The sequence below is a fragment of the Saccharopolyspora sp. 7B genome (assembly GCF_020177435.1).
Taxonomy (GTDB): domain Bacteria; phylum Actinomycetota; class Actinomycetes; order Mycobacteriales; family Pseudonocardiaceae; genus Saccharopolyspora_C; species Saccharopolyspora_C gregorii.
In genome coordinates, this window is the sequence record NZ_JAIUKC010000167.1 from 1 (window position 1) to 24,232 (window position 24,232).

Annotated in this window: 26 protein-coding genes; 21 read left to right on the forward strand and 5 right to left on the reverse strand. The window is 69.3% G+C overall.

The genetic code is table 11. The annotated features are described in order from the left end of the window. A partial coding sequence (locus tag LCD33_RS23195) for a DUF6542 domain-containing protein (RefSeq protein WP_224978270.1) occupies window positions 1-692 on the reverse strand: 692 nt, incomplete at its 3' end. Window positions 693-939: 247 nt separating this feature from the next. Between LCD33_RS23195 and LCD33_RS23200 the strand changes: the two genes are divergently transcribed. The 4 genes from LCD33_RS23200 (at window position 940) to LCD33_RS23215 (ending at window position 7,619) form a co-directional block, all read left to right on the forward strand. Beyond that, window positions 940-2,529, forward strand: coding sequence for a sugar ABC transporter ATP-binding protein (locus LCD33_RS23200; protein WP_224960709.1), 1,590 nt, complete (start codon window positions 940-942; stop codon window positions 2,527-2,529). Continuing rightward, a complete protein-coding gene (locus LCD33_RS23205; protein WP_224960713.1) occupies window positions 2,526-3,572 on the forward strand; it encodes an ABC transporter permease in 1,047 nt (348 codons plus the stop codon). Before LCD33_RS23200 ends, LCD33_RS23205 begins: the two co-directional genes overlap by 4 nt. 67 nt (window positions 3,573-3,639) lie before the next feature. Next, a complete protein-coding gene (locus LCD33_RS23210; protein ID WP_224960715.1) occupies window positions 3,640-4,650 on the forward strand; it encodes a substrate-binding domain-containing protein in 1,011 nt (336 codons plus the stop codon). 389 nt (window positions 4,651-5,039) lie between these two features. Next, window positions 5,040-7,619, forward strand: coding sequence for a glycoside hydrolase family 172 protein (locus LCD33_RS23215; protein ID WP_224960716.1), 2,580 nt, complete (start codon window positions 5,040-5,042; stop codon window positions 7,617-7,619). A gap of 49 nt (window positions 7,620-7,668) precedes the next feature. Here the strand turns inward: LCD33_RS23215 and LCD33_RS23220 are convergent, their stop codons facing one another. Next, window positions 7,669-7,869 carry a hypothetical protein gene (locus LCD33_RS23220; RefSeq protein ID WP_224960717.1) on the reverse strand — a complete coding sequence of 67 codons (201 nt, stop codon included), beginning with the start codon at window positions 7,867-7,869 and terminating at the stop codon, window positions 7,669-7,671. Between the two features lie 206 nt (window positions 7,870-8,075). Between LCD33_RS23220 and LCD33_RS23225 the strand changes: the two genes are divergently transcribed. The 4 genes from LCD33_RS23225 to LCD33_RS23240 are packed head-to-tail and all read left to right on the forward strand — an operon-like array spanning window position 8,076 to window position 9,608. Next, a complete protein-coding gene (locus LCD33_RS23225; protein ID WP_224960718.1) occupies window positions 8,076-8,930 on the forward strand; it encodes a helix-turn-helix transcriptional regulator in 855 nt (284 codons plus the stop codon). Beyond that, complete coding sequence (locus tag LCD33_RS23230; RefSeq protein ID WP_224960720.1) at window positions 8,930-9,124, forward strand: DUF397 domain-containing protein; 195 nt, start codon at window positions 8,930-8,932, stop codon at window positions 9,122-9,124. The genes LCD33_RS23225 and LCD33_RS23230 overlap by 1 nt, the downstream gene beginning before the upstream one ends. Before the next feature lie 38 nt (window positions 9,125-9,162). After that, a complete protein-coding gene (locus LCD33_RS23235; RefSeq protein WP_224960722.1) occupies window positions 9,163-9,360 on the forward strand; it encodes a DUF397 domain-containing protein in 198 nt (65 codons plus the stop codon). 50 nt (window positions 9,361-9,410) lie between these two features. Further along, the gene (locus LCD33_RS23240) at window positions 9,411-9,608 is read left to right on the forward strand and encodes a DUF397 domain-containing protein (RefSeq protein ID WP_224960725.1); all 198 of its coding nucleotides are present in this window, start codon (window positions 9,411-9,413) and stop codon (window positions 9,606-9,608) included. Window positions 9,609-9,611: 3 nt separating this feature from the next. On the opposite strand, the gene LCD33_RS23245 is transcribed toward LCD33_RS23240, so the two are convergent. Beyond that, the gene (locus LCD33_RS23245; protein WP_308011319.1) at window positions 9,612-10,094 is read right to left on the reverse strand and encodes an N-acetyltransferase; all 483 of its coding nucleotides are present in this window, start codon (window positions 10,092-10,094) and stop codon (window positions 9,612-9,614) included. Between the two features lie 231 nt (window positions 10,095-10,325). Between LCD33_RS23245 and LCD33_RS23250 the strand changes: the two genes are divergently transcribed. Genes LCD33_RS23250 through LCD33_RS23265 form a run of 4 tightly spaced genes read left to right on the forward strand, consistent with a single transcriptional unit; the run spans window position 10,326 to window position 12,659 of the window. Continuing rightward, on the forward strand, window positions 10,326-11,036 hold the full coding sequence (locus LCD33_RS23250) for a YbaB/EbfC family nucleoid-associated protein (RefSeq protein ID WP_224960731.1): 711 nt from the start codon (window positions 10,326-10,328) through the stop codon (window positions 11,034-11,036). After that, entirely contained in the window at window positions 11,036-11,371 is a 336-nt protein-coding gene (locus LCD33_RS23255; RefSeq protein WP_224960734.1) for a hypothetical protein, read from the forward strand. Before LCD33_RS23250 ends, LCD33_RS23255 begins: the two co-directional genes overlap by 1 nt. After that, complete coding sequence (locus LCD33_RS23260) at window positions 11,368-12,147, forward strand: WXG100 family type VII secretion target (protein WP_224978271.1); 780 nt, start codon at window positions 11,368-11,370, stop codon at window positions 12,145-12,147. The genes LCD33_RS23255 and LCD33_RS23260 overlap by 4 nt, the downstream gene beginning before the upstream one ends. Next, window positions 12,144-12,659, forward strand: a complete 516-nt coding sequence (locus LCD33_RS23265) for a hypothetical protein (protein ID WP_224978272.1) — start codon at window positions 12,144-12,146, stop codon at window positions 12,657-12,659. Before LCD33_RS23260 ends, LCD33_RS23265 begins: the two co-directional genes overlap by 4 nt. Before the next feature lie 157 nt (window positions 12,660-12,816). Here the strand turns inward: LCD33_RS23265 and LCD33_RS23270 are convergent, their stop codons facing one another. After that, entirely contained in the window at window positions 12,817-13,089 is a 273-nt protein-coding gene (locus LCD33_RS23270) for a GNAT family N-acetyltransferase (protein WP_224978273.1), read from the reverse strand. Between the two features lie 480 nt (window positions 13,090-13,569). Here LCD33_RS23270 and LCD33_RS23275 point away from each other — a divergent pair, with 480 nt between their 5' ends. The 7 genes from LCD33_RS23275 to LCD33_RS23305 all read left to right on the forward strand — a co-directional run bounded on the left by LCD33_RS23275 (window position 13,570) and on the right by LCD33_RS23305 (window position 19,638). Further along, entirely contained in the window at window positions 13,570-14,748 is a 1,179-nt protein-coding gene (locus LCD33_RS23275) for a PQQ-binding-like beta-propeller repeat protein (RefSeq protein ID WP_224960746.1), read from the forward strand. Window positions 14,749-15,135: 387 nt separating this feature from the next. Beyond that, window positions 15,136-15,498, forward strand: coding sequence for a hypothetical protein (locus LCD33_RS23280; protein ID WP_224978274.1), 363 nt, complete (start codon window positions 15,136-15,138; stop codon window positions 15,496-15,498). Window positions 15,499-15,724: 226 nt separating this feature from the next. Beyond that, complete coding sequence (locus tag LCD33_RS23285; RefSeq protein ID WP_224960751.1) at window positions 15,725-16,192, forward strand: hypothetical protein; 468 nt, start codon at window positions 15,725-15,727, stop codon at window positions 16,190-16,192. A gap of 364 nt (window positions 16,193-16,556) precedes the next feature. Continuing rightward, complete coding sequence (locus LCD33_RS23290) at window positions 16,557-16,883, forward strand: hypothetical protein (RefSeq protein WP_224968079.1); 327 nt, start codon at window positions 16,557-16,559, stop codon at window positions 16,881-16,883. A gap of 6 nt (window positions 16,884-16,889) precedes the next feature. After that, window positions 16,890-17,477 (forward strand): DUF3558 domain-containing protein, encoded by a 588-nt coding sequence (locus LCD33_RS23295; protein WP_224968081.1) that lies wholly within the window; start codon window positions 16,890-16,892, stop codon window positions 17,475-17,477. A gap of 23 nt (window positions 17,478-17,500) precedes the next feature. Continuing rightward, window positions 17,501-18,814 carry a hypothetical protein gene (locus LCD33_RS23300; RefSeq protein WP_224968083.1) on the forward strand — a complete coding sequence of 438 codons (1,314 nt, stop codon included), beginning with the start codon at window positions 17,501-17,503 and terminating at the stop codon, window positions 18,812-18,814. Beyond that, a complete protein-coding gene (locus LCD33_RS23305) occupies window positions 18,814-19,638 on the forward strand; it encodes an ESX secretion-associated protein EspG (protein ID WP_224960759.1) in 825 nt (274 codons plus the stop codon). Before LCD33_RS23300 ends, LCD33_RS23305 begins: the two co-directional genes overlap by 1 nt. Before the next feature lies 1 nt (window position 19,639). Here the strand turns inward: LCD33_RS23305 and LCD33_RS23310 are convergent, their stop codons facing one another. Continuing rightward, window positions 19,640-20,629: a LacI family DNA-binding transcriptional regulator gene (locus tag LCD33_RS23310; RefSeq protein WP_224960761.1), complete on the reverse strand. Its 990-nt coding sequence runs from the start codon at window positions 20,627-20,629 to the stop codon at window positions 19,640-19,642. Window positions 20,630-20,898: 269 nt separating this feature from the next. On the opposite strand from LCD33_RS23310, the gene LCD33_RS23315 reads away from it, so the two are divergent. Further along, window positions 20,899-22,314, forward strand: a complete 1,416-nt coding sequence (locus tag LCD33_RS23315; RefSeq protein ID WP_224978275.1) for an L-fucose/L-arabinose isomerase family protein — start codon at window positions 20,899-20,901, stop codon at window positions 22,312-22,314. A 228-nt stretch (window positions 22,315-22,542) separates the two neighbouring features. Next, window positions 22,543-24,036, forward strand: coding sequence for an FGGY-family carbohydrate kinase (locus tag LCD33_RS23320; RefSeq protein ID WP_224960764.1), 1,494 nt, complete (start codon window positions 22,543-22,545; stop codon window positions 24,034-24,036). Window positions 24,037-24,232: the final 196 nt, after the last annotated feature.

Below are 24,232 nucleotides of genomic sequence, written 5' to 3' on the forward strand. Positions count from 1 at the left end.
TTGGCGCGTCGGTAAACCCGACCCCGGCTGGGCGGCCTGCGGTGCGCCCCGATCTCCGCGGTCTGCTCGGCGGGGCGGCGGGGCCGCCCGGAGCCGTCGCGAGAGCGGGCGGAGGGGCGCTTCTCGTCCTCGGCGGGCCGCCGCTTGCGGGCCGGCCGCTCCGCGGCCTCCTTCGGCGGCTTCACCGGCTTGCGCTTCTTGGTGGGCTGGTCGGCCGGGTCCAGGTCGTCCTCGGCGTCGTGGCGTTCCAGCCAGAACATCCGGGCGAGCCCGAACGCGAGGCAGAGCGCCGTGGTGATCGCCATCATCGGGAAGCCGGCGATGATCGGCTGCACGACGCCCAGCGCCTTGCCCATCATCCCGCTGCCGCCCCCGCCGCCGAACAACAGCACCAGCAGCGGCATGACCACGGTGGCGACCAGCGGCGGCTGCACCATCGGGCCGAACAGGCTCTCCCGCCGCACCAGCGCCACCCCGGCCACGCACCCGAGGAACAGGCCGATCTTGAAGATCAGTCCGGGGGTGCCGCTGATGAGCAGGTCGAGCCCGGCGCCGAGCGCGGTGCCGCCCGCGGCGATCAGCACCGCCGCCCATAGCGGGACGCCGCGGGTGCGGAAAGCGGACCGTTCTGCCCAGTGTGGGGCGCCGTTGTCGGGAGAGGGTGCGCTCTGGCGCTCGCGAGTGGCGGTCACGGCCACAACCGTAACGGTCAGGAACGCCCGCGGAACGACCTCTCCGGAAGTTGTTCCCCTAGCTGCGGTGCTTCCTGCCCTCATGACCGTTGCGAGGTCCGCGCGGGGCCGAATGGCGGCTGGGCGGCCCGCGGGTGGACTGTGAACCTTGACACAGGCAACTGGAAACTCTTAGCGTCCGAGCAATCGTTTTCTCGGCTCCGCGCGGTTGCTCCGGAATGACAGCGCTCGGGTGACGGGGGGAACCATGGCAGCGCCACTGGTAGAGCTGACCGGCATCACCAAACGCTACGGCGGTGTCCTGGCGTGCGACGGGATCGACTTGACCGTGCACGCGGGCGAGGTCCACGCGCTCCTGGGGGAGAACGGCGCGGGCAAGTCCACGTTGATGCGCGTGCTCTCCGGCGACATCGCCGACCACGAGGGCTCGATCGCGGTGGACGGCGCCCCGGTGCGCTTCGCGAAGCCCTCGGACGCGCAGCAGGCGGGCATCGCGATGATCCACCAGGAGCTGGACCTGGTGCCCGCGCTGTCGGTCGCCGACAACCTGTACCTGGGCCGGGAGCTGCGCCGCGCCGGTGTGGTGGACCGCCGCGCGATGGCGCAGCGCACCCGCGAACTGCTGTCCCGCACCGGCATCGAACTGGATCCGGCCCGGCCGGTCGGCGAGCTGCGGGTCGGTGAGCAACAGCTGGTGACGATCGCGCGGGCGCTGTCCCTCGACGCCAAGGTCCTGATCATGGACGAGCCGACCTCGGCGCTGTCGCACTCCGAAGTGGACCGGTTGTTCGCGGTGATCGCGGAACTGCGCAGGCGCGGCACCGGCATCGTCTACATCTCGCACCGGATGGATGAGATCGGTGCGGTCGCCGACCGGGCGACGGTGCTGCGCAACGGGCGCCGGGTCGCCGAGTTCGACGCCCGCGACCTCACCGCCGAGCAGGCCGCTGAGGCGATGGTGGGCCGCTCGGTGCGCACCCTGTTCCGCACCGCGGACGACCGGCCGCCCGGCGAGGAGCTGCTGTCGGTCGCGGGTCTCCGGGTGCTGCCGCGCCGGTACCGGGTGGGCAGGCGGGAACCGGACGGCATCGACGTGTCGGTGCGCGCGGGCGAGATCGTCGGCCTGTGCGGGCTGCTCGGGGCGGGCCGCACCGAGCTGCTGGAATCGCTGTTCGGCGCGGGCCCGGCCGGTCGCTGGGAGGGCTCGGTGGAGCTGGGCGGCGAACCGGTGCGCCCGCGCGGGCCGCGGGACGCGCTGCGCCGGGGCATCGCGTTCGTGCCGGAGGACCGCCGCGCCTCGGGGCTGGTGCTGGGGCACTCGGTGCGGGCGAACACGGTGCTGTCGGTGGTGCACCGGCTGGGCTTCGCCGGGTTGGTGCGCGGCCGCGCCGAGGTGGCGGCGACCGAGCGCAGCGTGGACCGGCTGAAGGTGAAGCTGGGGCGCATCGCCGACCCGGTCGGCACCTTGTCCGGCGGGAACCAGCAGAAGGTCGTGTTCGGCCGGATGTTGCTGACCGAGCCGCGGTTGCTGCTGCTGGACGAGCCGACGCGCGGCGTGGACATCGGCGCGAAGGCGGAGATCTACGAGCTGCTGGGCGAGATCGCGGCGCGCGGCATCGGCGTGCTGCTGGCGTCCTCGGAGCTGCCGGAGCTGACCGGCGTGTGCCACCGCGTGGTGGTGCTGCGGCACGGCCGCAGCGTCGCCGAGTTCGACACCACCCGGGCCGGTGAAGCCGAATTGTTGGCCGCCGCGATGGGGGAAAAGGTGTCGCCGGAGGGTGATTCATCGGCTGTCGAGACGGGGCGCGGCCCCGTCGCGGGGGGAGGAGCGCGATGAGCGAGCAGACGCGGCAGGAGGTCGCGCCCGGCGCGCCGGACCCGGTGCCCGGCCGGTCGAGGCGGCAGCGGGTCGAGACCCTGTTCCGGTTCCAGAGCTTCTTCGGCCTGGTCGCGGTGTTCCTGGCGGCGATCGTGCTGTCCCCGCGCGGCGACGACGGCCAGATCCTGTTCTTGACCGGCGACAACCTGTTCAACATCGTGCGCGCGGTCTCGGAGATCGGGATCATCGCGGTCGGGTTGACGTTCGTGATCCTGATCGGCGGCATCGACCTGTCGGTGGGCTCGGTGCTGGGCCTGGCCGCGGTGGGGTCGGCGGTGCTGCTGGTCAACGACGACTTCGGGGTGCTGGTGGCGGCGCTGCTCGTGCTGCTGATCGGCCTGGTCTTCGGGGTGCTGCAGGGCGCCGCGGTGGCGGTGCTGGGCGTGCAGGCGTTCATCGTGACGTTGGCGGGCCTGAACATCGCCCGCGGCCTGGCGCGGATGTGGTCGGGCGGGGAGACGGTGCAGATCTCCTACGGCGACGGCGCGGGACAGGCGCCGATGCTGTTCTCGCTGCTGGGGGAACGGACGTTCGGCGGCGTGGTCCCGATTCCGGCGTTGATCTTCGCGGTGGTGGCGGTCGCGGCGATCCTGTTCCTTCGCTACAGCGCTTATTCGCGGCACCTGTACGCGATCGGCGGCAACGAGAAGGCGGCGCGGCTGTCCGGTGTGCCGGTGAACCGGGTGAAGATCATCGCGTTCGCGCTGTCCGGCTTCTGCGCGGCGCTGGCGGGGATCGTGCACGCGGGGCAGCTGAACGCGGGCAGCCCGAACGACGGCCTGGCCTACGAACTGGACGGCATCGCGGCCGTGGTGGTCGGCGGCACGAGCCTCGCCGGCGGGCGCGGTTCGGTGGTGGGCACCATCGCGGGCGCGCTGCTGCTGGGGATCTTGAACAACATCCTGAGCTTGAACAGCGTCAACACCGACATGCAGCTGCTGATCAAGGGCTTGGTGATCGTGGCAGCCGCGGCGTTGCAGCGGCTGCGCCCGGCCGCGTGACCGGTCCGTTCCCCGATCCGCCCGTCCGCTCGAAGCGTCCCTGGTAGTTCCGCGGGAAGGAAGCACCATGCGAAAGACGACGAGGTCCGCGTTCGCCGCCGCCTGCGCCGCGTTGGCGGTGACGGCCGCCGCGTGCGGTACGACGAGCGAGAACAGCGGTGCGGCGCAGCCGCAGGATCCGCAGGCGGCGTGCGGCGGCCCGGACGGCCAGTACACGATCGGCATGAGCCAGGCGAACCTCGCCGAGCCCTACCGCGTGCGGATGGACGACGACATCCGCAAGGCCGCCGAGCGGGTGCCGCAGTTCAAGGACGTGCAGTTCGCCGACGCGGCCAAGGACAACGCCAAGCAGCTCTCGGACGTGGAGTCGTTCCTGACCAAGCAGGTGGACCTCCTGATGATCTCGCCGAACGAGGCGGCGCCCCTGACGGACATCGTGCGGCGGGCCTACAACTCGGGGACGCCGGTGGTCCTGCTGGACCGCAAGGTCAACGGGGACGCGTTCACCACCTACGTCGGCGTGGACAACGAGGCGATCGGCAGGCAGGCGGGCGAGTACTTCAAGAACGTGCTGTTCCCGGACGGCGGCAAGATCCTGGAGATCAAGGGCCTGTCCGGTTCGACGCCGGCGCACGAGCGGCACGACGGCTTCATGCAGGGCATCGCGGGCTCGAAGATCGAGATCATCGGTGCCGACGACGGCGGCTGGGAGCGGGCGGAGGGCCAGGAGAAGATGGACGCGCTGCTGAAGGCGCACCCGGACGCGCAAGCGGTGTACTCGCACAACGATCCGATGGCGGAGGGCGCCTACCTGGCCGCGCAGGCCGCCGGCAAGGCGGACCAGCTCAAATTCGTGGGCATCGACGGGCTGCCGATCGAGGCGGGCGGCATCAAAGCGGTGGAGCAGGGCCGGTTGCAGGCCACGTTCCTGAATCCGACCGGTGGCGAGGAGGCCGTGGAAGCGGCCAAGAAGATCCTGGTCGATTGCCAGCCGACGGAGAAGCACCAAACCCTTCCCACGGAATTGATCACGAAGGAGAACGCGGGTGAGGTGTACGCCCGGTTGAATCAGGGCTGAGACTTCCGGGGCTACCACATCTCACTTCTGATTCGGTGAAGGTGCAGGTCGCGCGCTAGGGCGAAACTCGTCCTGGCGTGCGACTTTTTCTTTAGCAAAGCGAGCTGTCGCCGAAGAGGAATCAAATCCACCTGGATGGTGGTAGTGGTCTCCGTGCAGTCCCGGTGACCATCTTAATGAGTGAATTTCGGAGTCCGGATTCCCGTGGTTCCGCGATGTTCCTTGGAGCCGGTGCGACCTCTTCCTACGCTTCGGGTGAAACCGAGCGTGCGATCTTGTGCGCCCGCGTTCGGGGGAACCGACCCATCCGTTCCCGACCGCGCACCACCGTCGAGTGACCAGGACAACGCTGTCCATTGTGGATAGTGATGTGGGGAGGGCGAGCTTTGATGAGAGACCGCAGGAGTGATGCGCTGCGCGCTGCGAGACGGCTGCCGAGGAAGTTCGGCGCGGTGCTCGGCGTGGCGTCGTTGGCGGCCGCCGCGCTGGTCGCCGACGCGGCCACCCACGGCGCGGCCCGGGCCTCGGCGCAGGAGCAGGAGCAGGCGCAGCCGCGGGCGGCGGGCAAGGGCAGCGTCGGGTGGGACACGTTCCGCGAACCGGGCGGCCTCGCCCAGCTGCGCGGCTCGGAGCACACCGGGCAGTTCTCCAGCTTCGCGAGGGACGGCAGCAACGACGACGGGTTCAACGGCACCTACTCCTGCCTGCGGCAGGCCGAGCGCGGCTGCGTGATCGCGGAGCGCGCGGGCGCCGGCGAGATCTCCTCCATCTGGTTCACCCGCGAACCGTGGGGCGACGTGACGGGCACCGGGAACATCGTGGTCGAGCTGGACGGCCGCACGGTGCTCGACGCCCCGCTGATCGACGTGGTGAGCGGCCGGGTGGGCGCGCCGTTCGAATGGCCCCTGGTCGGCAACGGCGACGACGCCGCGGGCGGTGCGGTGATCAAGGTGCCGATGCCGTACCGCGAGTCGATGCGGGTGACGGTGCAGAACAACCCGGACTTCTACCACGTGGACTACCGCTCGTTCGGCGACGCGGACGGCGTGCGGACCTTCGACCCGGCCGATCCGGCGCAGGACGTGCTGGCGCGGCTGCGCAAGTTCGGCATCGCCGACCCGAAGGGCGTGGACCCGGCGGCGCAGCCGACCCGCCGGGACTTCGCGGTGCCCCCGGGAGCGGCGGCACCGGTGGCGCAGCTGGACGGACCCGGCCAGATCAACGAGCTGCGGCTGCGCATCCCGCAGGTCGTGCCGAGCCCGCGGGTGATCGACGACGGCCGCGCGTTCGGCGAGGGCGGTGGCAGCCGGTTCGACGCGGCGGTGCACCCGCGCAACGCGGGCGTGCGCATCGTGCGCCGCTTCGACCCGCAGATCGCCGACCAGGTGGCCGGCCTCAGCGTGGACGGCGCACCGGCCGGCGAGTGGCGCAGCGGCGCCGCCGCACCGGGCGGCTGGGGCGTGCAGGCGATCGACGTGCCCCCGGAGCTGACGGCGGGCAAGTCCTCGATCGAGGTGGCGAACCGCTTCACGTCCTCCTCGGTGGACGTCAACGAGTTCCGCTACGACGTGCAGAGCCTCGTCGACGGCGAATGGGTGCGCACCGACGTGCTCGACGTCGGCCCCGGTCACCCCGGCGAGGAGGCCGCGCACGGTTACCGCATCGGCAACGCGGTGTTCGCCAGGGAGAAGCTGGTGGGCCGCTACGGGTTCGGCCCGGAGGAGGTCACCGCCTCCGAGCACGTGCTGGAGTCGGCGCGGCTGCGGATCACCTTCGACGGGCAGACCACGGTGGACGCCCCGATCGGCGAGTTCTTCGGCTCCGGCCTCGGCGAGCACGACGTGCGCACCATGATGAGCTCCATCGACCCGGGCGAGGACGGCTGGTACACGGCCTGGTGGCCGATGCCGTTCGACGAGAGCGCCACCGTGGAGATCGTCAACGGCGGCGGCGTCCCGATCGACGGCATGACCGCCGAGGTCTCCGTCGCGCCCCGCGAAGCCGACGAGAACGCCGGCTACTTCCACGCCACTCACCACCGCGGCCGGACCGTGGAGGGGGAGGACTGGAACTTCCTCGACGTGGACGGTTCGGGCACGTTCTACGGGGTCACGCACACCATGCGCGGGCTGATCCCGCCGAACGCGACGGCGACGCACCGCAACCAGCCGCTGTCCATCCCGGAGACGAACGCGGCGGCGAACCAGCGCAACTACCTGGAGGGCGACGAGCGCTTCTACGTCAACGGCGAGCGCAGCCCCGCCTGGTACGGCACCGGCAGCGAGGACTACTACGAGTCGGGCTGGTACTTCCGGGACGGCACCACGTTCTCGATGCCGCTGGCGGGCAATCCGGCGCACGAGCTGAACGGGGACGGCTGCCGGTACGACTGCACGGGCGCCTACCGGTTGCAGGTGCCGGACGCGGTGCCGTTCAACGACGGCCTGGTCGCGGGCATCGAGCACGGCCCGGACAACGACGAGCCGGGCGACTACAGCTCCACCGCCTACTGGTACGGCGGGCGACCGGCGTCGCAGGAGGAGGTCGACCGGATCGACCTGTCCGACGAGGGCAGCCGGGACGAGCACGGCTACCGGGCCGAAGGCGAGGTGGTGAACCTGCTGGACTCCCGCTTCGAGGGCACCGACGAGCAGCGCAGCGCGCCGGTGGCGGCCGCGACGGGGCCGGTGGGCTTCGACGTGGAGCTCGGCGAGGACAACCAGGGCGCCCGGTTGCGGCGCATCGGTGATCAGGCGCAGGCCTACCAGCAGGTGGAGGTGCGGGTGGACGGCGAGTCGGCGGGCACCTGGCTCCAGCCGCTGGGCAACGAGTCGCACCGCTGGCTGGAGGACGGCTTCGAGCTGCCGGTGGCGTTGACCGAGGGCAAGGAGTCGGTGCGGGTGGAGCTGATCCCGGTGCGGGGCGCTCCCGCGTGGACCGCCTCGGAGTACTCGGTGGTCGCGTTCTGACCCGTTGATCGAGCGCGGTGCCCGGTGGTCGTTCGGCCACCGGGCACCGTCATGTCCGGGGGTAGCAGCGCGCGCAGGAGTCCAGCGGCCACTCGTTCGGCGTCGGCGGCACGCACACCGCGCCGCAGTCGGCGAGCCCGAGCCGGGCCCGGTCGCCGTGCGAGATCCGGCGTTCGTTGCCCGGTGAGACCCGGTGGACCCGGTCGCTGGTGAACACCCCGCGCCAGCCGCGCGGTTCCGGCGCGGACATGCGCCACTCCCGAATTCCGTGGGTGGGACGCGGAACCGGCGATCCGGTCGGGGAGGGGGAGACCACCGGCCCCGCGCCAGCGACGGGAGGTTGTCGCTGGGGGTAATGTTAAGAGGGTTTTATTCCCTTGCATATTACCCCGATGAGTGAACATGATCGGCTCGTCCGGTCGTTAGGCTTCCTGGCGGAGGCGAGGGGAAGGTCCAATGCCGAGCACGCAGACACGCCGGAAACGCCGGATCGGCCAATACTTGCTGGAGTTGCGGGACGGCGCTGGACGAACGCACGGCGACGTGGCCGAGTTGCTCCGCAAATCGCAGACCACGATCTCGAAGATCGAGAACGGCTACCTGCTGTGCAACTTCGCGGAACTCGGCGCGATGCTGGCCTTCTACGGTGCGACCGAGCAGCAGCGGCGCGAAGCGCAGGCGATGTGGGACGACGCCAAAGTCGATGGCACGCGCATCCAGGTCTCCGCCGCCCACCCGGTGAAGTACCGGTCCTTCGTGCGTGCCGAAGCCGAGGCGGTGAGCATCCGGTTCATGGCCGCCCTGGCCGTACCAGGGCTGCTGCAGACGATCGACTACGCGACCGCTGTGCACGCCGCCGCGCGCAGGTTCGGCACGCCGAAGGACTTCCGCCGAGCCGTCCAGTCGCGGCGCGCTCGGCAACAGCGGCTGCACGAACCCGATCCGCCTGCGGTGCACGCGCTGATCGACGAAGCAGTCTTGCGTCGCCGGGTCGGCGGTCGCGAGGTGATGCGGGCGCAACTGCGGCATCTGCTGGAACTGGGCGAACGGCAGCACATCGTGCTCCAAGTGGTGCCGTTCGACGTCGGCGCGTACGGCACTTCATCCGGGCCGACCGTGATCTTGGGGTTCGGCGCGACGGACGATCCCGATGCGGTCTATCTGGAGTACCCGGGTGGCGGTTCCTGGGTGGAGAATTCCAGTGACGTCGAGGCGTTCGTGCTGACCTTCGACGACGTGGCGGACGAAGCGCTGTCGCCGGCCGAGTCGGCCCGGTGGATGCGCGATCTCGCGGAGCAGCTGGAGGACTGATGACCAGGAACCGTGTCTGGCGCAAGAGCAGCCGGAGCGGCGCCTTGAACGAGTGCGTCGAGGTCGCGTTGTCCGCCGACTCGACGGCCGTCCGCGATTCGAAGCTCGGTGCGGCGAGTCCCGTGCTGGCCTTCGGTCCCGCCTCGTTCGACACGTTCGTCCGCCGGCTCAAGTCCGGTCGCCTAGACCGCTGACGCGGCGTTGCTCTGTCACCGACGATCCGGAGGGCGTGGTGCACCGACATCAGATTTGGCGGAAGTCCAGCCGCAGCAACACCAACGGTGGCGCGTGCGTCGAAGTGGCGTTGGCCGGGGACTGCTCCGCCGTCCGCGATTCGAAGCTCGGGCAGGAGAGCCCGGTGCTGGCCTTCGGAACCGGTGCGTTCGACGCGTTCCTGGGTGCGGTCAAATCCGGACATCTCGACCGCTGACGCGGCGCTGCTCTTGCCCGGCCGATGTTCCAGGCGATCCGGAGGACTTGGTGCACCAGCATCCGACTTGGCGGAAGTCCAGCCGCAGCAACGCCAATGGTGGTGCGTGCGTCGAGGTCGCGCTGTCCGCCGATTCGACGGCCGTCCGGGATTCGAAGCTCGGGCCGGGGAGCCCCGTGCTGGCCTTCGGAACCGACGCGTTCGACGCGTTCCTGGGCGCGGTCAAGTCCGGTCGCCTCGACCGCTGACGCTCAGACGCCGAATGCCGCCGGGTACCGGACGAGCCCGGTCGCGGTGGGGCGCGAGGTGTCGAGGGACAGGGCGAGGAACGCGTCGTCGGGTGCTTCGAACGGCGCGCGCACTCCGAACCCGGAGGCCGGGGTGAACCCGAACCGCGGGTAGTAGTCGGCGTGCCCCAGCACGATCACCAGGTTCTCGCCGAGGTCGCGCGCGGCGTCGAGCCCGGCGCGGATCGCCGCCGAACCGGCGCCCCGGCCCTGGTGCTCGGGCAGCACCGCGCACGGTGCGAGCGCCAGCGCGGGCGCGTCGTCCACGTGGCAGCGGGTCAGCAGCGCGAACCCGACGACCGAGCCGCCGCCGTCCGCGCTGACGATCGAGAGCCCGTCGATCCACGCACCCCGATCGGCCCGCAGCGCGTCCACCAGGTCCGCTTCCTCCGCGGTCGGGAACGCGGCGACGTTCACCGCACGCACGGCCGCGACATCAGCGGGCACCTCCACCCGAGTAGTCCACATAGGACGCATCTCCCCGATTCCGGCACCTCGCGCACCACGACGACGCACGGCCCGGGACGCTAGCACCGGCCACCCGCCGACCGCCGCCGAATTCCGGCCGCACACCTGGCGATCGCACGGGAGTGACGCGGATCGCTTCCCGCCACCGAACCCGTCCCGTGTTCACGAACCCGGGCGCGGAACGGCGTGGTCTAGGTATGGTCCGGCCTCGTGGATCAACGGTGGCAGCTGAATGAGGAAGACCTCGGGCCGGAGGAAATCCGGAACTCCGGGCGACCGGAGGCGACGGACGACCTGCTTCGAGGCCAGGACCCGGAGGGTGTCGTCACGGTCCGCGTGACCGACACCGGGGAGTTCCGGTCGGTCGAGCTGGCCTCCGGCTGGAAGAGCGCTACTGATCCGCGCAGCCTGTCCGTACACGTCGTAGCGGCCGCGAACGACGCGACCATGCGGGCGGCGACGGCACAGGCCGAGCTCGTGCAATCCGCTCCGCCTGCCACTCGGCCCGAACCGGCCGAAGGCATCGCCACCTCCGATGACCCGATCACGGCAGCCGACGCGATGCAGCTCATCAACGCCGTCTCCACCGACCTGGAGGCGTTCAACCAGCGGATGACGGATGTCGTCGGCGCGACGGTGTCCGGCCAGAGCAGCGGCGGCCATGCCCGGGGGACGTCGGAACAAGGCCGGATCCTGGACCTCGTCATCGACGCGACCTGGTGCAGCGCAGCGCGCAACACCGAGATCGAAGGCGAACTCGCCGACGTCCTGCGAGTCCTGCGCGACAAAACCGCCCCGGGCGATGTGGCCAACGGACCGCAGAGTCCGGCGATCTCCCAACTGTTCGCCCTGGCGAGCGACCCGCAGCGATTCCTACGCCGCCTCGGCTTCGTCACCGACCAGCCCCCGAAGGGACTCTGATGGCACCCCCGAACGGCGAAGGAATCAAAACCGCCCTCGACGCCATGCACACCGACGCCGCCCTATGGCGCGAACAGGCCGAAGCCATGAACGGCCCCAAGCAAGCCGTGGAAGCGGTGAAGATCGAGCCAGGACAGCGGTTCTTCCTCAGCGACGAACTCGGCCTGGACGACACGTTGGAAGAGCTGCGCGTTGCGATCGGCAGCCTGATCGATCAGGGACAGCAGTACTTCAACAAGGTCGCCGACGATTTGACCGCTGCTGCGCAGCAGTACCAAGCCGACGACGACGCTGCCATGCAAAAGCTGCACGACCTGCTTGGAGAACACCCGTGACCACAGCCACCGGCGACGATGTAATCCACATGGTGAGCGGAAAGCTCACCGAAGTCCAAGAAATGATGCAGAAGCTCTACGACGGAGTCAACCAGCTACTGAGCTGGGTTCCGGAAGCCTTTATGCACTTGATCGAACCGATCAAGAAGGGCATGGAGGAAATCGTGAAGCTGCACAAGCAGATGTTCGACCAGATCATGCAGACCGTGGAACGGGCTGGCAGCCCCGAACTGCTGCGAGCCGCGTCCCAACAGTGGGCTGATCTGGTGGCCGAGAAGTTGGGCACCGTCGCGGGTGATCTCAAACTTGACAAGCACCGCACCAACATCGAGTGGGAAGGGCGTGCGGCGGAAGCGTACAAGGCACTGGTTCCCGGCCAAGCCGACGCGGTCAACGGCACCAAGTCGGCTGCGGATAAGATGGTCACCGCGCTCGACACGCTGGCCAACGCGGTCGAAATGTTCTGGATCTCCATCGGTATCGCAGTGGTGACGTTCCTCGGTGGACTAGCTACAGCAATTGCGGGTTGTATTGGAGTTGTTACGGCGCCGCCAGGGCTGGCATTCGGCGTCAGTGTCGGCGTCGCCGCAATCGGCCTTGCCACAGCTGCCTTCAGTGCGTTCATCGGCGCCATTCAGCCGATCAACTCACAGATGAAATCCGCGCAGAAGACCATCGACGAACTCGGCGGGAAATGGGCGACACCGGAGAACGGTGTTGACTTGAGTGACGGTAGCTCCAGCGATGGTGACGAATCGAACTGGGAGGCGCGGTGATCATTCCAATCCCGGCTGGTCCGCAGCCGCCGCCGAACTACACTCAGGTTTCGCCCAGCTGGGCGCGAAAGGTGAAGACTCGGCTGGTTCTGCTGGGCCTGATTCTGTTGGTGGGGTCCCCGGTGATTGCGGTTGCCGCGATCTGGTGGGCTTTCGAATTGCCGGCTGCTGAAACTGCGGCCATGATTTTGGTGTCAGGCCTGTGTGGCCTATCTGGATTCTTTTCAGTGATGGTCGGCGGGTTTGCTCTGATCGGCCAGTCCTATGTCAAGCGTGGTTGGTTGAACGTGACTTACGCTGCTGGCGTATGGCGCGCGTCGCTGGTGATTTGGATCAGTTGCGTGTTCTCGAGCTTCCTGAGTGGCGCCTTGTTCATCCTACTCGTGGGCGCGTCGGTTCGGAGAGGTGGCGCGTTCGATATGGGAAGCATTGCCTGCCTTGGGCTGATAGTTCTACCTGCCGTCTTGTCTGGAATGTGTTTTATGCTGGCTATTCAGAAGCTTCGCGTCTGAGCTCGGGGAGCTGGCCGCGCGGTCATCGCCATCCTGTATCGGCAAGGTCAATCCTCTTTGCCTCCATGGCATTGCGGTCAGATTTTGCCGGCGTGGTGAGTGATGCTGCTACCTCGGCGGGGCTCTCGCGCGGACGAGTTGAACGAGACCATCTCGTTTATCGGACGAGTCCGGTCGGGGTGGGGTGCGAGGTGGCGAGGGGCAGGGCGAGGAACGTGTCGTCGGGTGCCTCCGCACGCCGAACCGGGAGGCCGGGGTGACATCCGAACCGCGGGTAGTAGTCGGCGTGCCCCAGCACGATCACCAGGTTCTCGTCGAGGTCGCGGACGGCGTCGAGCCCGGCGCGGATCGCCGCTGATCCGGCGCCCCGGCCCTGGTGCTCGGGCAGTACTGCGCATGGTGCGAGCGCCAGCGCGGGCGCGTCGTCCACATAGGACTTGTCTTCCCGATTCCGGCACCTCGCGCACCACGACGAGGCACGGCCCGGGACGCTAGCACCGGTCACCCGCCATCCGCCGCCGAATTCCGGCCGCACACCTGGCGATCGCACCGGAGTGATGCGGATCGCTTCCCGCCCGAACGGCCTCGTCGCCAGCGGGCGTCCGGCGATGATCGAGCCCGCGAACCAGGGGAGGTCCGCCGACGGCGGGGCGAGGGGTGCAGAGTGAACTGGTCGGGCAATCAGCCGCAGTGGAATCCGAGTCGGCAGCCGCAGGGCGGCTATCCGCCGTTCGGGCCCGTTCCGGGAAGTCCTCATCCGGGCGGACCACAGCCCGGAGGTCCGCCGCCGCATTTCCAGCCCCCGCCACCACCGCACTTCCAGCATCCGGGCGGCCCGTACCCACCCGCGCTGCGGAAGAAGACCCGCTGGTGGATTCCGGCTCTGATCATCGGTTTCGTCCTGGTCCTGGTGGCGGGAGGTGGCACGACGATCTGGTTCGCGACCAGACCGCCGCTGGCTGCCGGGTTCACGTGGAAGGACAGCGGTGCCGTCGGACTTGAGCTGATCAGGACGCTCTCCGCGGAGGGCGTGCTGGTGCAGGTCGTGTCGGACGAGGTCATCGGCGTGAGCGAAAAGACCGGCGAGGAGAAGTGGAGCTTCACCCCGCCCGACGGGACCGACGTGTGCGGAGCCTCGGACGAGGCCGTGAACGGACTCGCGGCCATCCACGTCGGCTCCAGCAGGACCGACTGCCCGCGCGTGATCCTCCTGGACGTTCGGTCCGGTGAGCAGAAGTGGACCGCGTCGCTGGCCCGGGACGAATCCTATGAGCCGGTCACCCGCGTCGTCGGAGACGGCGTGGTCGTCGTGGACGAGGAGCGGGTGTCGAAACTGGCGTTGAGCGATGGTGAGCCCCTGTGGAGCGAGGGCGTCGCGGTGGACCGGAGCTGCTCGATATCTCCGTCCCGGGTGAGCGCTCCGCGGACGGTGCTGGTTCGCGGTTGCGCGGACGGGTACGAGCTGGTCCTCGTGGACTCCGCCAGCGGCCGGACGATCGCGACGAGCCGGCTCGAAAATGACCTGCGGTACGAGGTCGTCTCCGCCGATCCGGTGGTGTTGAGCGCGAGGATCAGCCGCGATTCCGATGCCGTGCCGTCGTTCGTGTTCTTCGACGAGGACGCGAACCGGACTGCGGAAGTACGCGGAGTCGGCTCGTACGGCCGGCTCGACACGGGCGCGGCAGGTGGAATGGGCGGAGATCTGCGCCGGTACAGGGCTGTCATCGGACACGGCCTGCTCGTCACCGGGGTCAAACCCGCGAACGACTCGTACGCGGACTTCGACGAGGTCGTGGCATTCGATCTCGCCTCCGGAGCGGAGAGGTGGCGGTCTCGGGTCAGCCGGAACTCGGATGTCCGGCCGTTCGCGCTCACCGAACGCGGGTTCATCGCGTTCGATACGGCGGTGCGCGGCGGTTCGGCGCAGATCGTCGAATTGTCGGCGGCGAACGGTTCGATCACCGAGCTCAGCCCACCGATGCCGGACGTGTCGATCACCTCCGAGTACGACCTCCATTGGGACGGCGAGGCGGTGTGCGGCGCGAACAACAGCCTCGTCTCCGAGGACTCGCTGTTCTGCATCCGGTGATCAGCGGTGCGCCGCCACCCGGTAGACCAGAACTCCCGCAGCGGCGGACCGCGTCCACCCGATCCTGTCCGAACCCGGGCGCGGAATGACGTGGTCTAGGTGTGGTTCCGGCCTGTGAACGATCGAGGACGAGTGTCGGCCGGCGGAACTTCCGCGGCCGCGGAGAGCGGTGCGGGCCGAAACGGCGCCGGGTGACGGCAGTGTCAGTGATGGCGACGGGTCGAACTGGGAAGTGCGGCGATGATCCCGATTCCGGGTCCCCCAACCACCTCCGCAGTACGTTCCGGTGTCGATCGAGTGGCCGCGGAAGCGGCGGCGGCAGCTCGACTTGACCGGATCGGTGCTGGTGCTCGTGTCGTTGGCGGTCGCAGAGCGGGAATTCCGCTGGTGTTCTCGCTCCCGGACATGGGTGGTGTAGCCGAGACCATGTGGGTGGGATTCCTCGCCGTGTCGGTGTTCTTCTCCTTCGCGATGGGCGTGCTGTGCCTGCTCGGGGTGTCGTACATCAAGAACGGTTGGCTCAACCTCACCGCGGCCCAAGGGCTGTGGCGCTCGTCGCTGGTTGTGTGGATCTTCTCCGTGATCGGTGGAGTGCTCGGAGCGGCCGTCTTGGCGCTGGGGGCAGCGTCGGCAGCACGCGACGGAGCTGCACCAGGCGTGGCGACCGCGCTGTGCTTCCTCGCGACGATCTTGCCCGCGGCGATGTGCGGCGCCGCATGGACAACGGTCGTTCAGAGGATCCGATGGTGAACCGAGGACACGAGAGCCGGTCGCTGCACGCTTGCGCGCGGGAGCCGATCAACTCCCAGATCGAGGTTCTCCGCAGTGCGGTCGACGGGATCGGGGACAGCTGGGCGAAGCCGGACAACGGGGTCGACCTGAGCGATGGCGGCGTCAGCGATCGGGACCCGTCGAATGGGGAGGCTCGATGATTCCGATTCCTACCGGCCCCCCACCTCGGCCGAACCTCGTTCCGGTGGCGCCTGAGTGGGAGCGCGCTCGCAAGGTGCGCTTGCTGCTGACGGGACTGGTGCTGTTGATCGCGTCCCCGGTCGTGGCGGTGGTCGAGGCGTTGTGGATGTACTTCCTGCCCATCAGCGACGATCCGTTCTCCTGGTCAGGTTTGCTCCTGACCGGGACGGCGGCGCTGTTCTGCTGGTTGTTGGGATTGTGCTCGGTGCTCAGCCAGTCGTACTTCAAGCGGGGAGCCGTCGACATCGCGGGTGTCCGGCCGTTCCTTCGGCAGGCCGTGGTGCTGTGCGTCGGCACCGCGTGCGTGAACGCGTTCAGCCTGTTCTTCTTGGTGTTCGTTTCAGCGGACCGCGCGGACGAGTTGGACGCGACCATCTCGTTCTATCTGGCGATCGCGGCTGTTCCCATGGTCATGGCGCTGGTTTGTTGCGTTCAGATGTTCCAATGCCTGCGGCCAGAATCTCGTTCATGACGGAGCGCTCTGCTTCTCGGCGCTGCTGGAACTGCTGTTGCTGATCGATTTTGCTTGTCCGGTCCCTTGCGGTGGTGGATGTGGTCTCGACTGCAGGTGGCGGGTCGACGCGACGCGGGTGAGCCGGGTGGCTGGAATGGGGAGTCGGGCTGGTCGGCTGACTGGTCGAGTGTTGGTGCAGGTCAGCGCTTCGGTCTATTCGTTTCCGGGAAAGAGGATGGGCCGATCGGGTGGCGAGTGCGCGAGGAGCGTCACCCGCTACTGTGTTGATCGTCATACAGGTGGTTGAGTAGGTTCCCGCACGCGGGGAGGGGCGGGCGTGCACCATGCTCAGCTGACGCGTGGACATGCCAGGGGAGGAAGCATGACCGGGTTCAGGATAGACCCAGAGGCGCTCGAGGCGGCGATCCGAGAACTCGAGGATGCGCGGGATCAAGCGTTTAAGATGACGCGAAGCGTGCAATCGGCGATGCCGGGCGAGCTGACGGCCAAGGACTCCATCACCTCGGGCGCCCGGGAGCTTTTTCGGGATCGCGCGAATGGTGCTGATGCGTCCCTCCAGATGGCCGCTGGGTCGATTGTTGACAAGTTGAACGCGAAAATTGAAGCATATCGGGATACTCTGGACGAGTATCGATTGGCCGAAGATAATGCATCTGTTGATGCTAGTCGAGTTGATGGGCGGTCGTAAGTAGGCATGGTTTTGCGTTCTCGTTCTTCGCGTTTGCTTATCTGCGTCGCGTCGGTGGCCGCTCTGGCTCTTTCTGGGTGTTCCGTAGGTTCGGGTGAAGAGTCGGCGCCGTCTCCTTCTTCGGCGCCTGATTCGGGTGATTCGGAAGTCGAAGATCCGCGCGATGCAGCGGGTGTGCCGCCGTGCAGTCTTGTTAAGCCTCAAGATATCGCGGCGTTGGGGCTGCTTCCTGAAGGTGAGGTGCAACCTGATGAGCTAGACCCTAGTTTGCCGGATAACTGCACCTGGAAATCTGATCGCGGTGACAAATATGTCGCCATAAGTGTGCTCCCCGGGCGATCTCTTCAGATCTACCGGGATAATGAGGACAGTTACGTGGATTACTCCGAGGGCGTGATTGCGGGGCATCCTGCTATTCAGGCCAACAATGACCGTCCTGAGAACGGCAGTTGTGGCGTTTATCTTGCGACCAAAGAGGACCAGATCTTGTTCTCCTTTGCTGCGGACGTGACCGTCGGTGAGGTGCATGACCCGTGTTCGCTTGCCAAGCGCGCCTTGGAGGCGTCCGTTCCCACACTTCCCGCGGCTGAGTGATTGGATTTGAGGTGAGTAATCCAATGTCTGGATCTAACGAACTGGTCGGCTCCGGCATGTGCTTCGCGGGTATGGCGAAGCAGCTGCGTGCGGACATGGGTGGTTCTCCTGAAGCCGGTTCGCTGCCGAGCGCGTTGAACCACGGTAGTGCGGCGTGGGATACGGCCCGGAAGAAGTTCGAGCAGCTGGCGACGGACGTGGAGTCCGCGCTCCGTAAGGCCGAGACCGCGCACGAAGGTCGCGCCGCCGATGCCGCGCAGGCGTCGATCAACGAGATCGCGCCGCACGCGCGGGCGGCCGCGGAGACCGCCGGTGCCGTGAGCAAGGCGCTGGAGAACCAGGCCACCACGCAGACCTCGACCTTCCACGAAATCCCGGGCAAGGGCGAGACCCTCAACAACGGGCGTGAGGTGCAGCTCGACCCGCCGCAGAAGGGCTGGGTCGAGGAAGGCGGTTGGGACGACACCTGGATCCTCGGCTGGGCGAGCGACTACGAGGAGCGGATGGAGGACTTCCAGCTCACCAACGATCGCGCGCTCGAGATCAAGGAGCGCTACCAGCGGGAGACCGAGACCAACCTCAACTCGGTCCCCGAGTTCCAGCCCATGCCCGGGGAGGAGTCGAACTCCCCCGCCCCCGGCGCGACGACGCCTTCCGCGCGGGATGCGATGGGGAATTCGCAGTTCAGCAGCGTGTCTTCGCACGGTGGTGGGGTTCCGGCGGGGACTTCGTCGTCGTGGGCGTCGTCGCCGACTCCGGGTGGTGGGGCTCCGTCGCTGGGCACCGGGAACTCCGGTGGGGTTCCGGCCGGGTCCGGTTCCGCGTGGGCTCCGTCGCCGCAGCCGGGCGGCGGGCTGGCACCGGGCGTGGTGCGCGGTCCGGACGGCACGTTGTACCGGCAGAACCCCCAGACCGGGGCGTGGGAGCGGCAGAACCCGTACAACGGTCGCTGGGCTCCGGCACCGGGCGGTGGTCCTGGTGGCGCCGCGGGTGGTCGCGGTGGCGTCGGTGCTGGTGGTTCCGGGGGCCGCATGGGCGGCCTCGGCGCCGGTGCTGGTGCCGGTTCGGGCACGGGCGCCGGTGGTCGCGCCGGGATCGGTGGCCTGGGCGGTGCCGGTGGCGGGACGTCCGCGTCCGGTGGCGCCGGTGCGGCCGGTGCTCGCGGCGGTGCGGGCGCGCCGGGCGGCGTGGGCGGTGGGCAGCGCGGTGCTCAGCAGGGCGAGGACGCCGAGCACGAGCGGCCGAGCTGGCTCATCGAGGAGGAAGACGTGTTCACCAACGACATGCGGGCGGTGGCCCCGCCGGTCTTCGGCGACTGGGAGAACCAGGACCGCTGATGGCACGAGGCAGGATGTCGATCAGCCCGTTGGCCGCCGCCTACCTGTGCGAGCGGTTCGACAGCCACGTCCACCCGCTGCTGCGGGTGGGCAGGCTGGCGGGCGAACCCACCCGCGACGAGCTGGCTCGCGCCGCCGAACTCGGCAGGCAGGACCTGGCCCGACGCGGGTACTTGGAACGGGACGAGCTGCACCCGTTCCTGGACGACGCGTGGCAACTGCTGTCCCGGCCGCCGCTGGCGGTCGGGGTGGCGGTGCATGCCAAGCGCGGCACCTCGTTCAACGCGGTCTGCGTCGAGCACGGCCGCGCCACGGTGCGCGCGTACCAGGCCGACGGTGAGAACAACGACGACCTGCAGGACATCGTGCTCAGCAGGCACGAGTACGGCGGCCCCGCCGGCAACGCGGTCGAACTGATCGGCGCGCCCGCCTCGGGTGGTGGCGGCACGGCCAGCGTGCCGGTCGAAGTGCTCGACGGCGCGACCGCGCGGATGCGCCGCAACCCCACCGGCAGCCTGCTCAGCGCGCTCACCGGCGCCGGGGTGAAGAGCGCCGACGCGCGGGTGCTGGCGTCGGTGCTCACCGCGGAACGCGAACTGGACGGGGTGTTCACCGCGCGCAGCCACGACCGCCGGGTCGGGCGCACGCACCGGCCACCGTTCTCGGTGTCGTTCTTCACCGGGGCCGACGGCTGCTACCTGACGCAGAAGCGGGAAGGCGGTGACGGGCGCCAGTGGTTCACCGTCGCGCCCGCCGACCGGCGCAAGCTGACCGCCAAGATCGAAGAGATGGCGCGGCTGGTGGCACTGCCCGCCGCCCGGTGACTCACCGGCGGGCGGTGCTGCCCCGCGCGACGAGGTGGGCCGACAACGTGCGCGTCGCCGGCTCACCGACGTCACCCCCGATGCGGCGCAGCAGCAGCTGCGCACCCAGCGCACCCATGTCGTAGGCGGGCTGCGCGACCACGCTCAACGGCGGGTCCAGCAGGGTCGCCCACGGCGCGTCGTCGAACGCGATCACGCCGACGTCGCGGCCGGGCCGCAGGCCCAGTTCGCCCAAGGTCTCCAGCACGCCCACCGCCATCGCGTTGTTCGCGACCAGCAGCGCATCCGGCGGCTCCGGCCGGTCCATCAGCTGCCGCGCCGCGCGCCGGGCGCCCGCCGCGCGGAACTCGGTGTGCCGCACCAGGCCCGCGTCCGCGAGCCCCGCCGTGCGCAGGCCGTCCCGGTAACCGGCCAGCCGCGCGTCGGCCGTCGGCATCCCGCTCGGACCGGTCAAGCAGCCGATGCGGCGGTAGCCCTGGTCGGCCAGGTGCAGCGTGGCGCTCCGCGCCGCACCACCGCTGTCCACCAGCACCGTGTCCCCGCCACCCGGCAGCGGCCGGTCCAGCGCGACCACCGGGACCGCGTGCGCCCGCAGCAGCGCGGCGCTCTCCTCCCGGCCGGTGGGGGACAGCAGCACCCCGGCGACGCGTTCCTGCAACGCCACGTCCAGGTATTCGCGTTCCTTCGCCGGATCGTCGTCGGAATTGCACAGCACCACCGAATACCCGGCGGCGTGCGCCACGTCCTCCACGCCGCGCGAGATCGCGGTGAAGAAGGGGTTCTCGACGTCCGAGATGATCAGCGCGAGCACTGCGGTCTCCTGCTTGCGCAGGTTCCGGGCCGGGCCGTTCGGCCGGTAGCCCAGCTCGTCCGCCGCGGCCACCACCCGCGCCGCCAGCGCCGGATCCACCGTGCTCTTGCCGTTCAGCGCCCGCGACACCGTCGCGGTGGAGACCCCGGCCCTGGCCGCCACATCACTGATCGTCGCCACCGGACCTCCTGCTGTCGGCTGGCCGCGTGGTCGCGGCGCGGATTCCTTGACAGTTCCGACGAGGCCAGAATAACTTCCGAGAAATCGATTGCTCATAACCCGGTCGGTCAACGATGCACGAACTCGGGTGCAGGCGGCAGGCGCGGAACCCCAGCGCAGGCGGACCCGGAGCGACCTGCCGGGAGCGGTGCAAGTCGAGGAGCCGGCGTTCCGAACCCGGGACGGCGGCGAGTCCGGACCCAGCACGTTCCGAGAACCCGGGAGGCCCCGTGGCCCGCATCGGTGTCATCTCCATCTCCGACGGTCGTGATCACGTGCACGCGCGCAACGCCGACTTCATCCGGCTCAAGCAGGACGGTCTCGTCGCCGCGCTCACCGCGGCCGGGCACGACGTCGTCGCCGGTCGAGAACTCGTCGCCGACAACGTGCTCGCCAGCTCCGTGGCCCGCGAGGTCGCGGCCGCCGACGTGGACGTCACCGTCCTCTACTACGCGGTCTGGTCGTTCCCGCACTTCACGATGCTCGCCGCCGACGCCACCCGCAGCCCGCTGGTGCTCGTCGCCAGTACCGACCCCACCGAACCGGGCCTCGTCGGCATGCTCGCCGCGGGCGGCGCGCTCGACCAGATCGGGCGCGAGCACACCCGCGCCTGGGGCGCTCCCGACGACCCCGAGCTCGCCGCCACCATCGGAGTCCAGGCCACCGCCGCCGCGACCGTCGCCTCGCTGCGCGGCTCCACCTTCGGTCGCTTCGGTGGCCGGCCCATGGGCATGAACACCGCCGTGGCCAACACCGACCAGTGGCAGCGGCAGTTCGGCATCGACGTCGAGGAGATCGACCAGTACGAACTCGTGCTGCGCGCCGAGAAGGCCGACGCGGCCGAAGCCCGCAAGGCCCGCGAGTGGATCGAGCGGCACGCCGCCGGGGTGCACTACGACGGCGCGAAGCTCACCCCCGAACTGCTGGAACGCCAGATCCGCTCCTACATCGCCGTCCGCGAGATCATCGCCGAGCGGCACCTCGACTTCTCCGGCATCAAGGGCCAGCCGGAACTCACCGAGAACTTCGCCACCATGGACGTCACCGAGGCCTTCCTCAACGACCCCTACGACTGGAACGGCCCCAAGGACACCCACGTCTGCGCCACCGAAGCCGACATGGACGGCGCGCTCACCATGCAGCTGTTCAAGCAGGTCGCCCGCACCCCGGTGCTGTTCGCGGACGTGCGGCACTACCACGCGGACCGCGACATCTGGGACCTGTGCAACTCCGGCCAGCACGCCACCTGGTACGCGGTGCGCAGCGACGACCCGGCCGAGAACCTCGCCAAGGTCAACTTCTACCCGGAGGTGTTCTTCTTCCCCGCGGGCGGCGCCTCCGTGCAGCACATCGCCGCGCCCGGGCAGATGACCCTCGGCAGGCTCACCAGAGAAGCGGGGGAGTACCGGCTGCAGCTGATGCTCGGCGAGTTCGAGAACTACGACGAGGACACCAACCGCGCTCTCGTCGAGCAGTCCACCCCGGAGTGGCCGCACGCGTTCGCCCGGCTCGACGCGCCCGGCGAGGTGTTCCTGTCCAGGTTCGGCGCCAACCACGTGCACGCCGTGCCGGGCGACCACCGCGCCGCGCTCCGCGCCGTCGCCGGCCAGCTCGGCGTCCGCCTCGACGAGTGGACCCGCGGCTGAGCGGCGCACCGGATCGAACAAGCCGGAACGGGCCGAAACAAACACGCGCGCGTCCCGCATCGAAGCGCAGGTCAGTGCGTTGGTCCAGCGGCCATCGGCGGGAACCGGGCTCCCGCCGATGGCCCAGCGGGCCGCGCGCGTGCCCGAATCGGACAGGAGTGCGGATCGCCCGGGCGGCGGGTCTTTACGATGCCGCGGGGAACACCGGACGAGCGGGAGGAACAGGCGATGGCTGAGGGCGTGCTGATCGGGATCGACATCGGAACGTCGAGTTCCAAGGGGGTCCTGGTCACCACCGACGGGCGGATCGTGGCCAGGTCGACCAAGCCGCACGACACCTCCTACCCGCACCCGGGCTGGGTCGAGCACGACGCGGAATCGGTGTGGTGGAACGACTTCACCGCCATCGTGCGGGACCTGCTGCCCGCCGCCGAGGGACGCACGATCGAAGGACTCGGCGTCAGCGGCATCGGACCGGTGCTGCTGCCCGCCGACGGCGACGGCAACCCGCTGCGGCCCGCGATCCTCTACGGCGTCGACACCCGCGCCACCACCGAGATCGCCGAGCTCACCGAGGAGTTCGGCGCCGACGAGATCCTGCGCCGCGGCGGCTCCGCGCTGACCAGCCAGGCCGTCGGGCCGAAGATCCGGTGGCTCGCGAAGAACGAACCCGAGGTGTACGCGCGCACCGAGAAGCTGCTCATGTGCAGCTCGTACCTGGTGCACCGGCTCACCGGGCGCTACGTGCTCGACCACCACTCCGCCAGCCAGTGCGACCCGCTCTACGACCTGCGGGCCCGCGACTGGTCGAAGGACTGGGCGCAGCGCGTCGCCCCGGACCTGCCGCTGCCCGAACTCGCCTGGCCCACCGAGGTCGTCGGCCGCGTCGGAGCGCACGCCGCCGCCGAGACCGGGCTGCCCGAAGGGCTCCCCGTCACCACCGGCACCATCGACGCCTGGGCCGAGGCCACCAGCGCCGGCGTGCGCGAACCCGGCGACGTGATGCTGATGTACGGCACCACCATGTTCTTCGTGCAGGTGCTCACCGACCCGCGGCCGCATTCGGCGCTGTGGGGGACCTGCGGGGTCTTCCCGGACACCTACACGCTCGCCGCGGGCATGGCGACCTCCGGCGCGGTCACCGACTGGATCCGGCGGCTCGTCGACGGCGACTTCGCCGAACTCGTCGAGCAGGCCGCGGGCGCGCCCGCCGGCAGCCGCGGCCTGCTGCTGCTGCCGTACTTCGCGGGGGAGCGGACGCCGATCTTCGACCCGGACGCGCGCGGTGCGCTGCTCGGGCTCACCACCAGCCACGGGCGGGCCGAGGTGTACCGGGCAGCGCTGGAAGGCATCGGCTACGGGGTGCGGCACAACCTCGAAGCGATGAGCTCCGCGGGCGGCCGGGCCGGGCGGCTCGTCGCCGTCGGTGGCGGCACCCAGGGCGGGCTGTGGACGCAGATCGTCTCCGACATCTCCGGCCAGGAGCAGCAGATCCCCAGCGAGACCGTCGGCGCCGCGTTCGGCGACGCCCTGATGGCCGGGATCGCCACCGGCACCGCCGTGGACGAGCGGCAGTGGAACCCGGTCGCCCGCACCGTCGTGCCCGACCCGGAGCGCACCGAGCGCTACGACGCCTTCTACCAGCACTACCTGGAGCTCTACCGCGCCACCGCGGACATCCAGCACTTCCTCGCTCGTCAGCAGCACGCCGCTGACGACTGATCGCTTCTCCCCCTGCTGATCGGGGGTGGGGCGGCGGAACCTCAGCGGGATTCTCGCTGCGGGATCTTTTTCACCGGTGGCTCCGCCACAGGAGAAAACGCTGTCCTCGCGAGAACCCCGCTGAGAACCCGCGGGTGGTCCCGTTGCGTGCTGGGTCTCCGCTCAGCGGCTTCGCCGCTGACGAGCGAAGGACGAC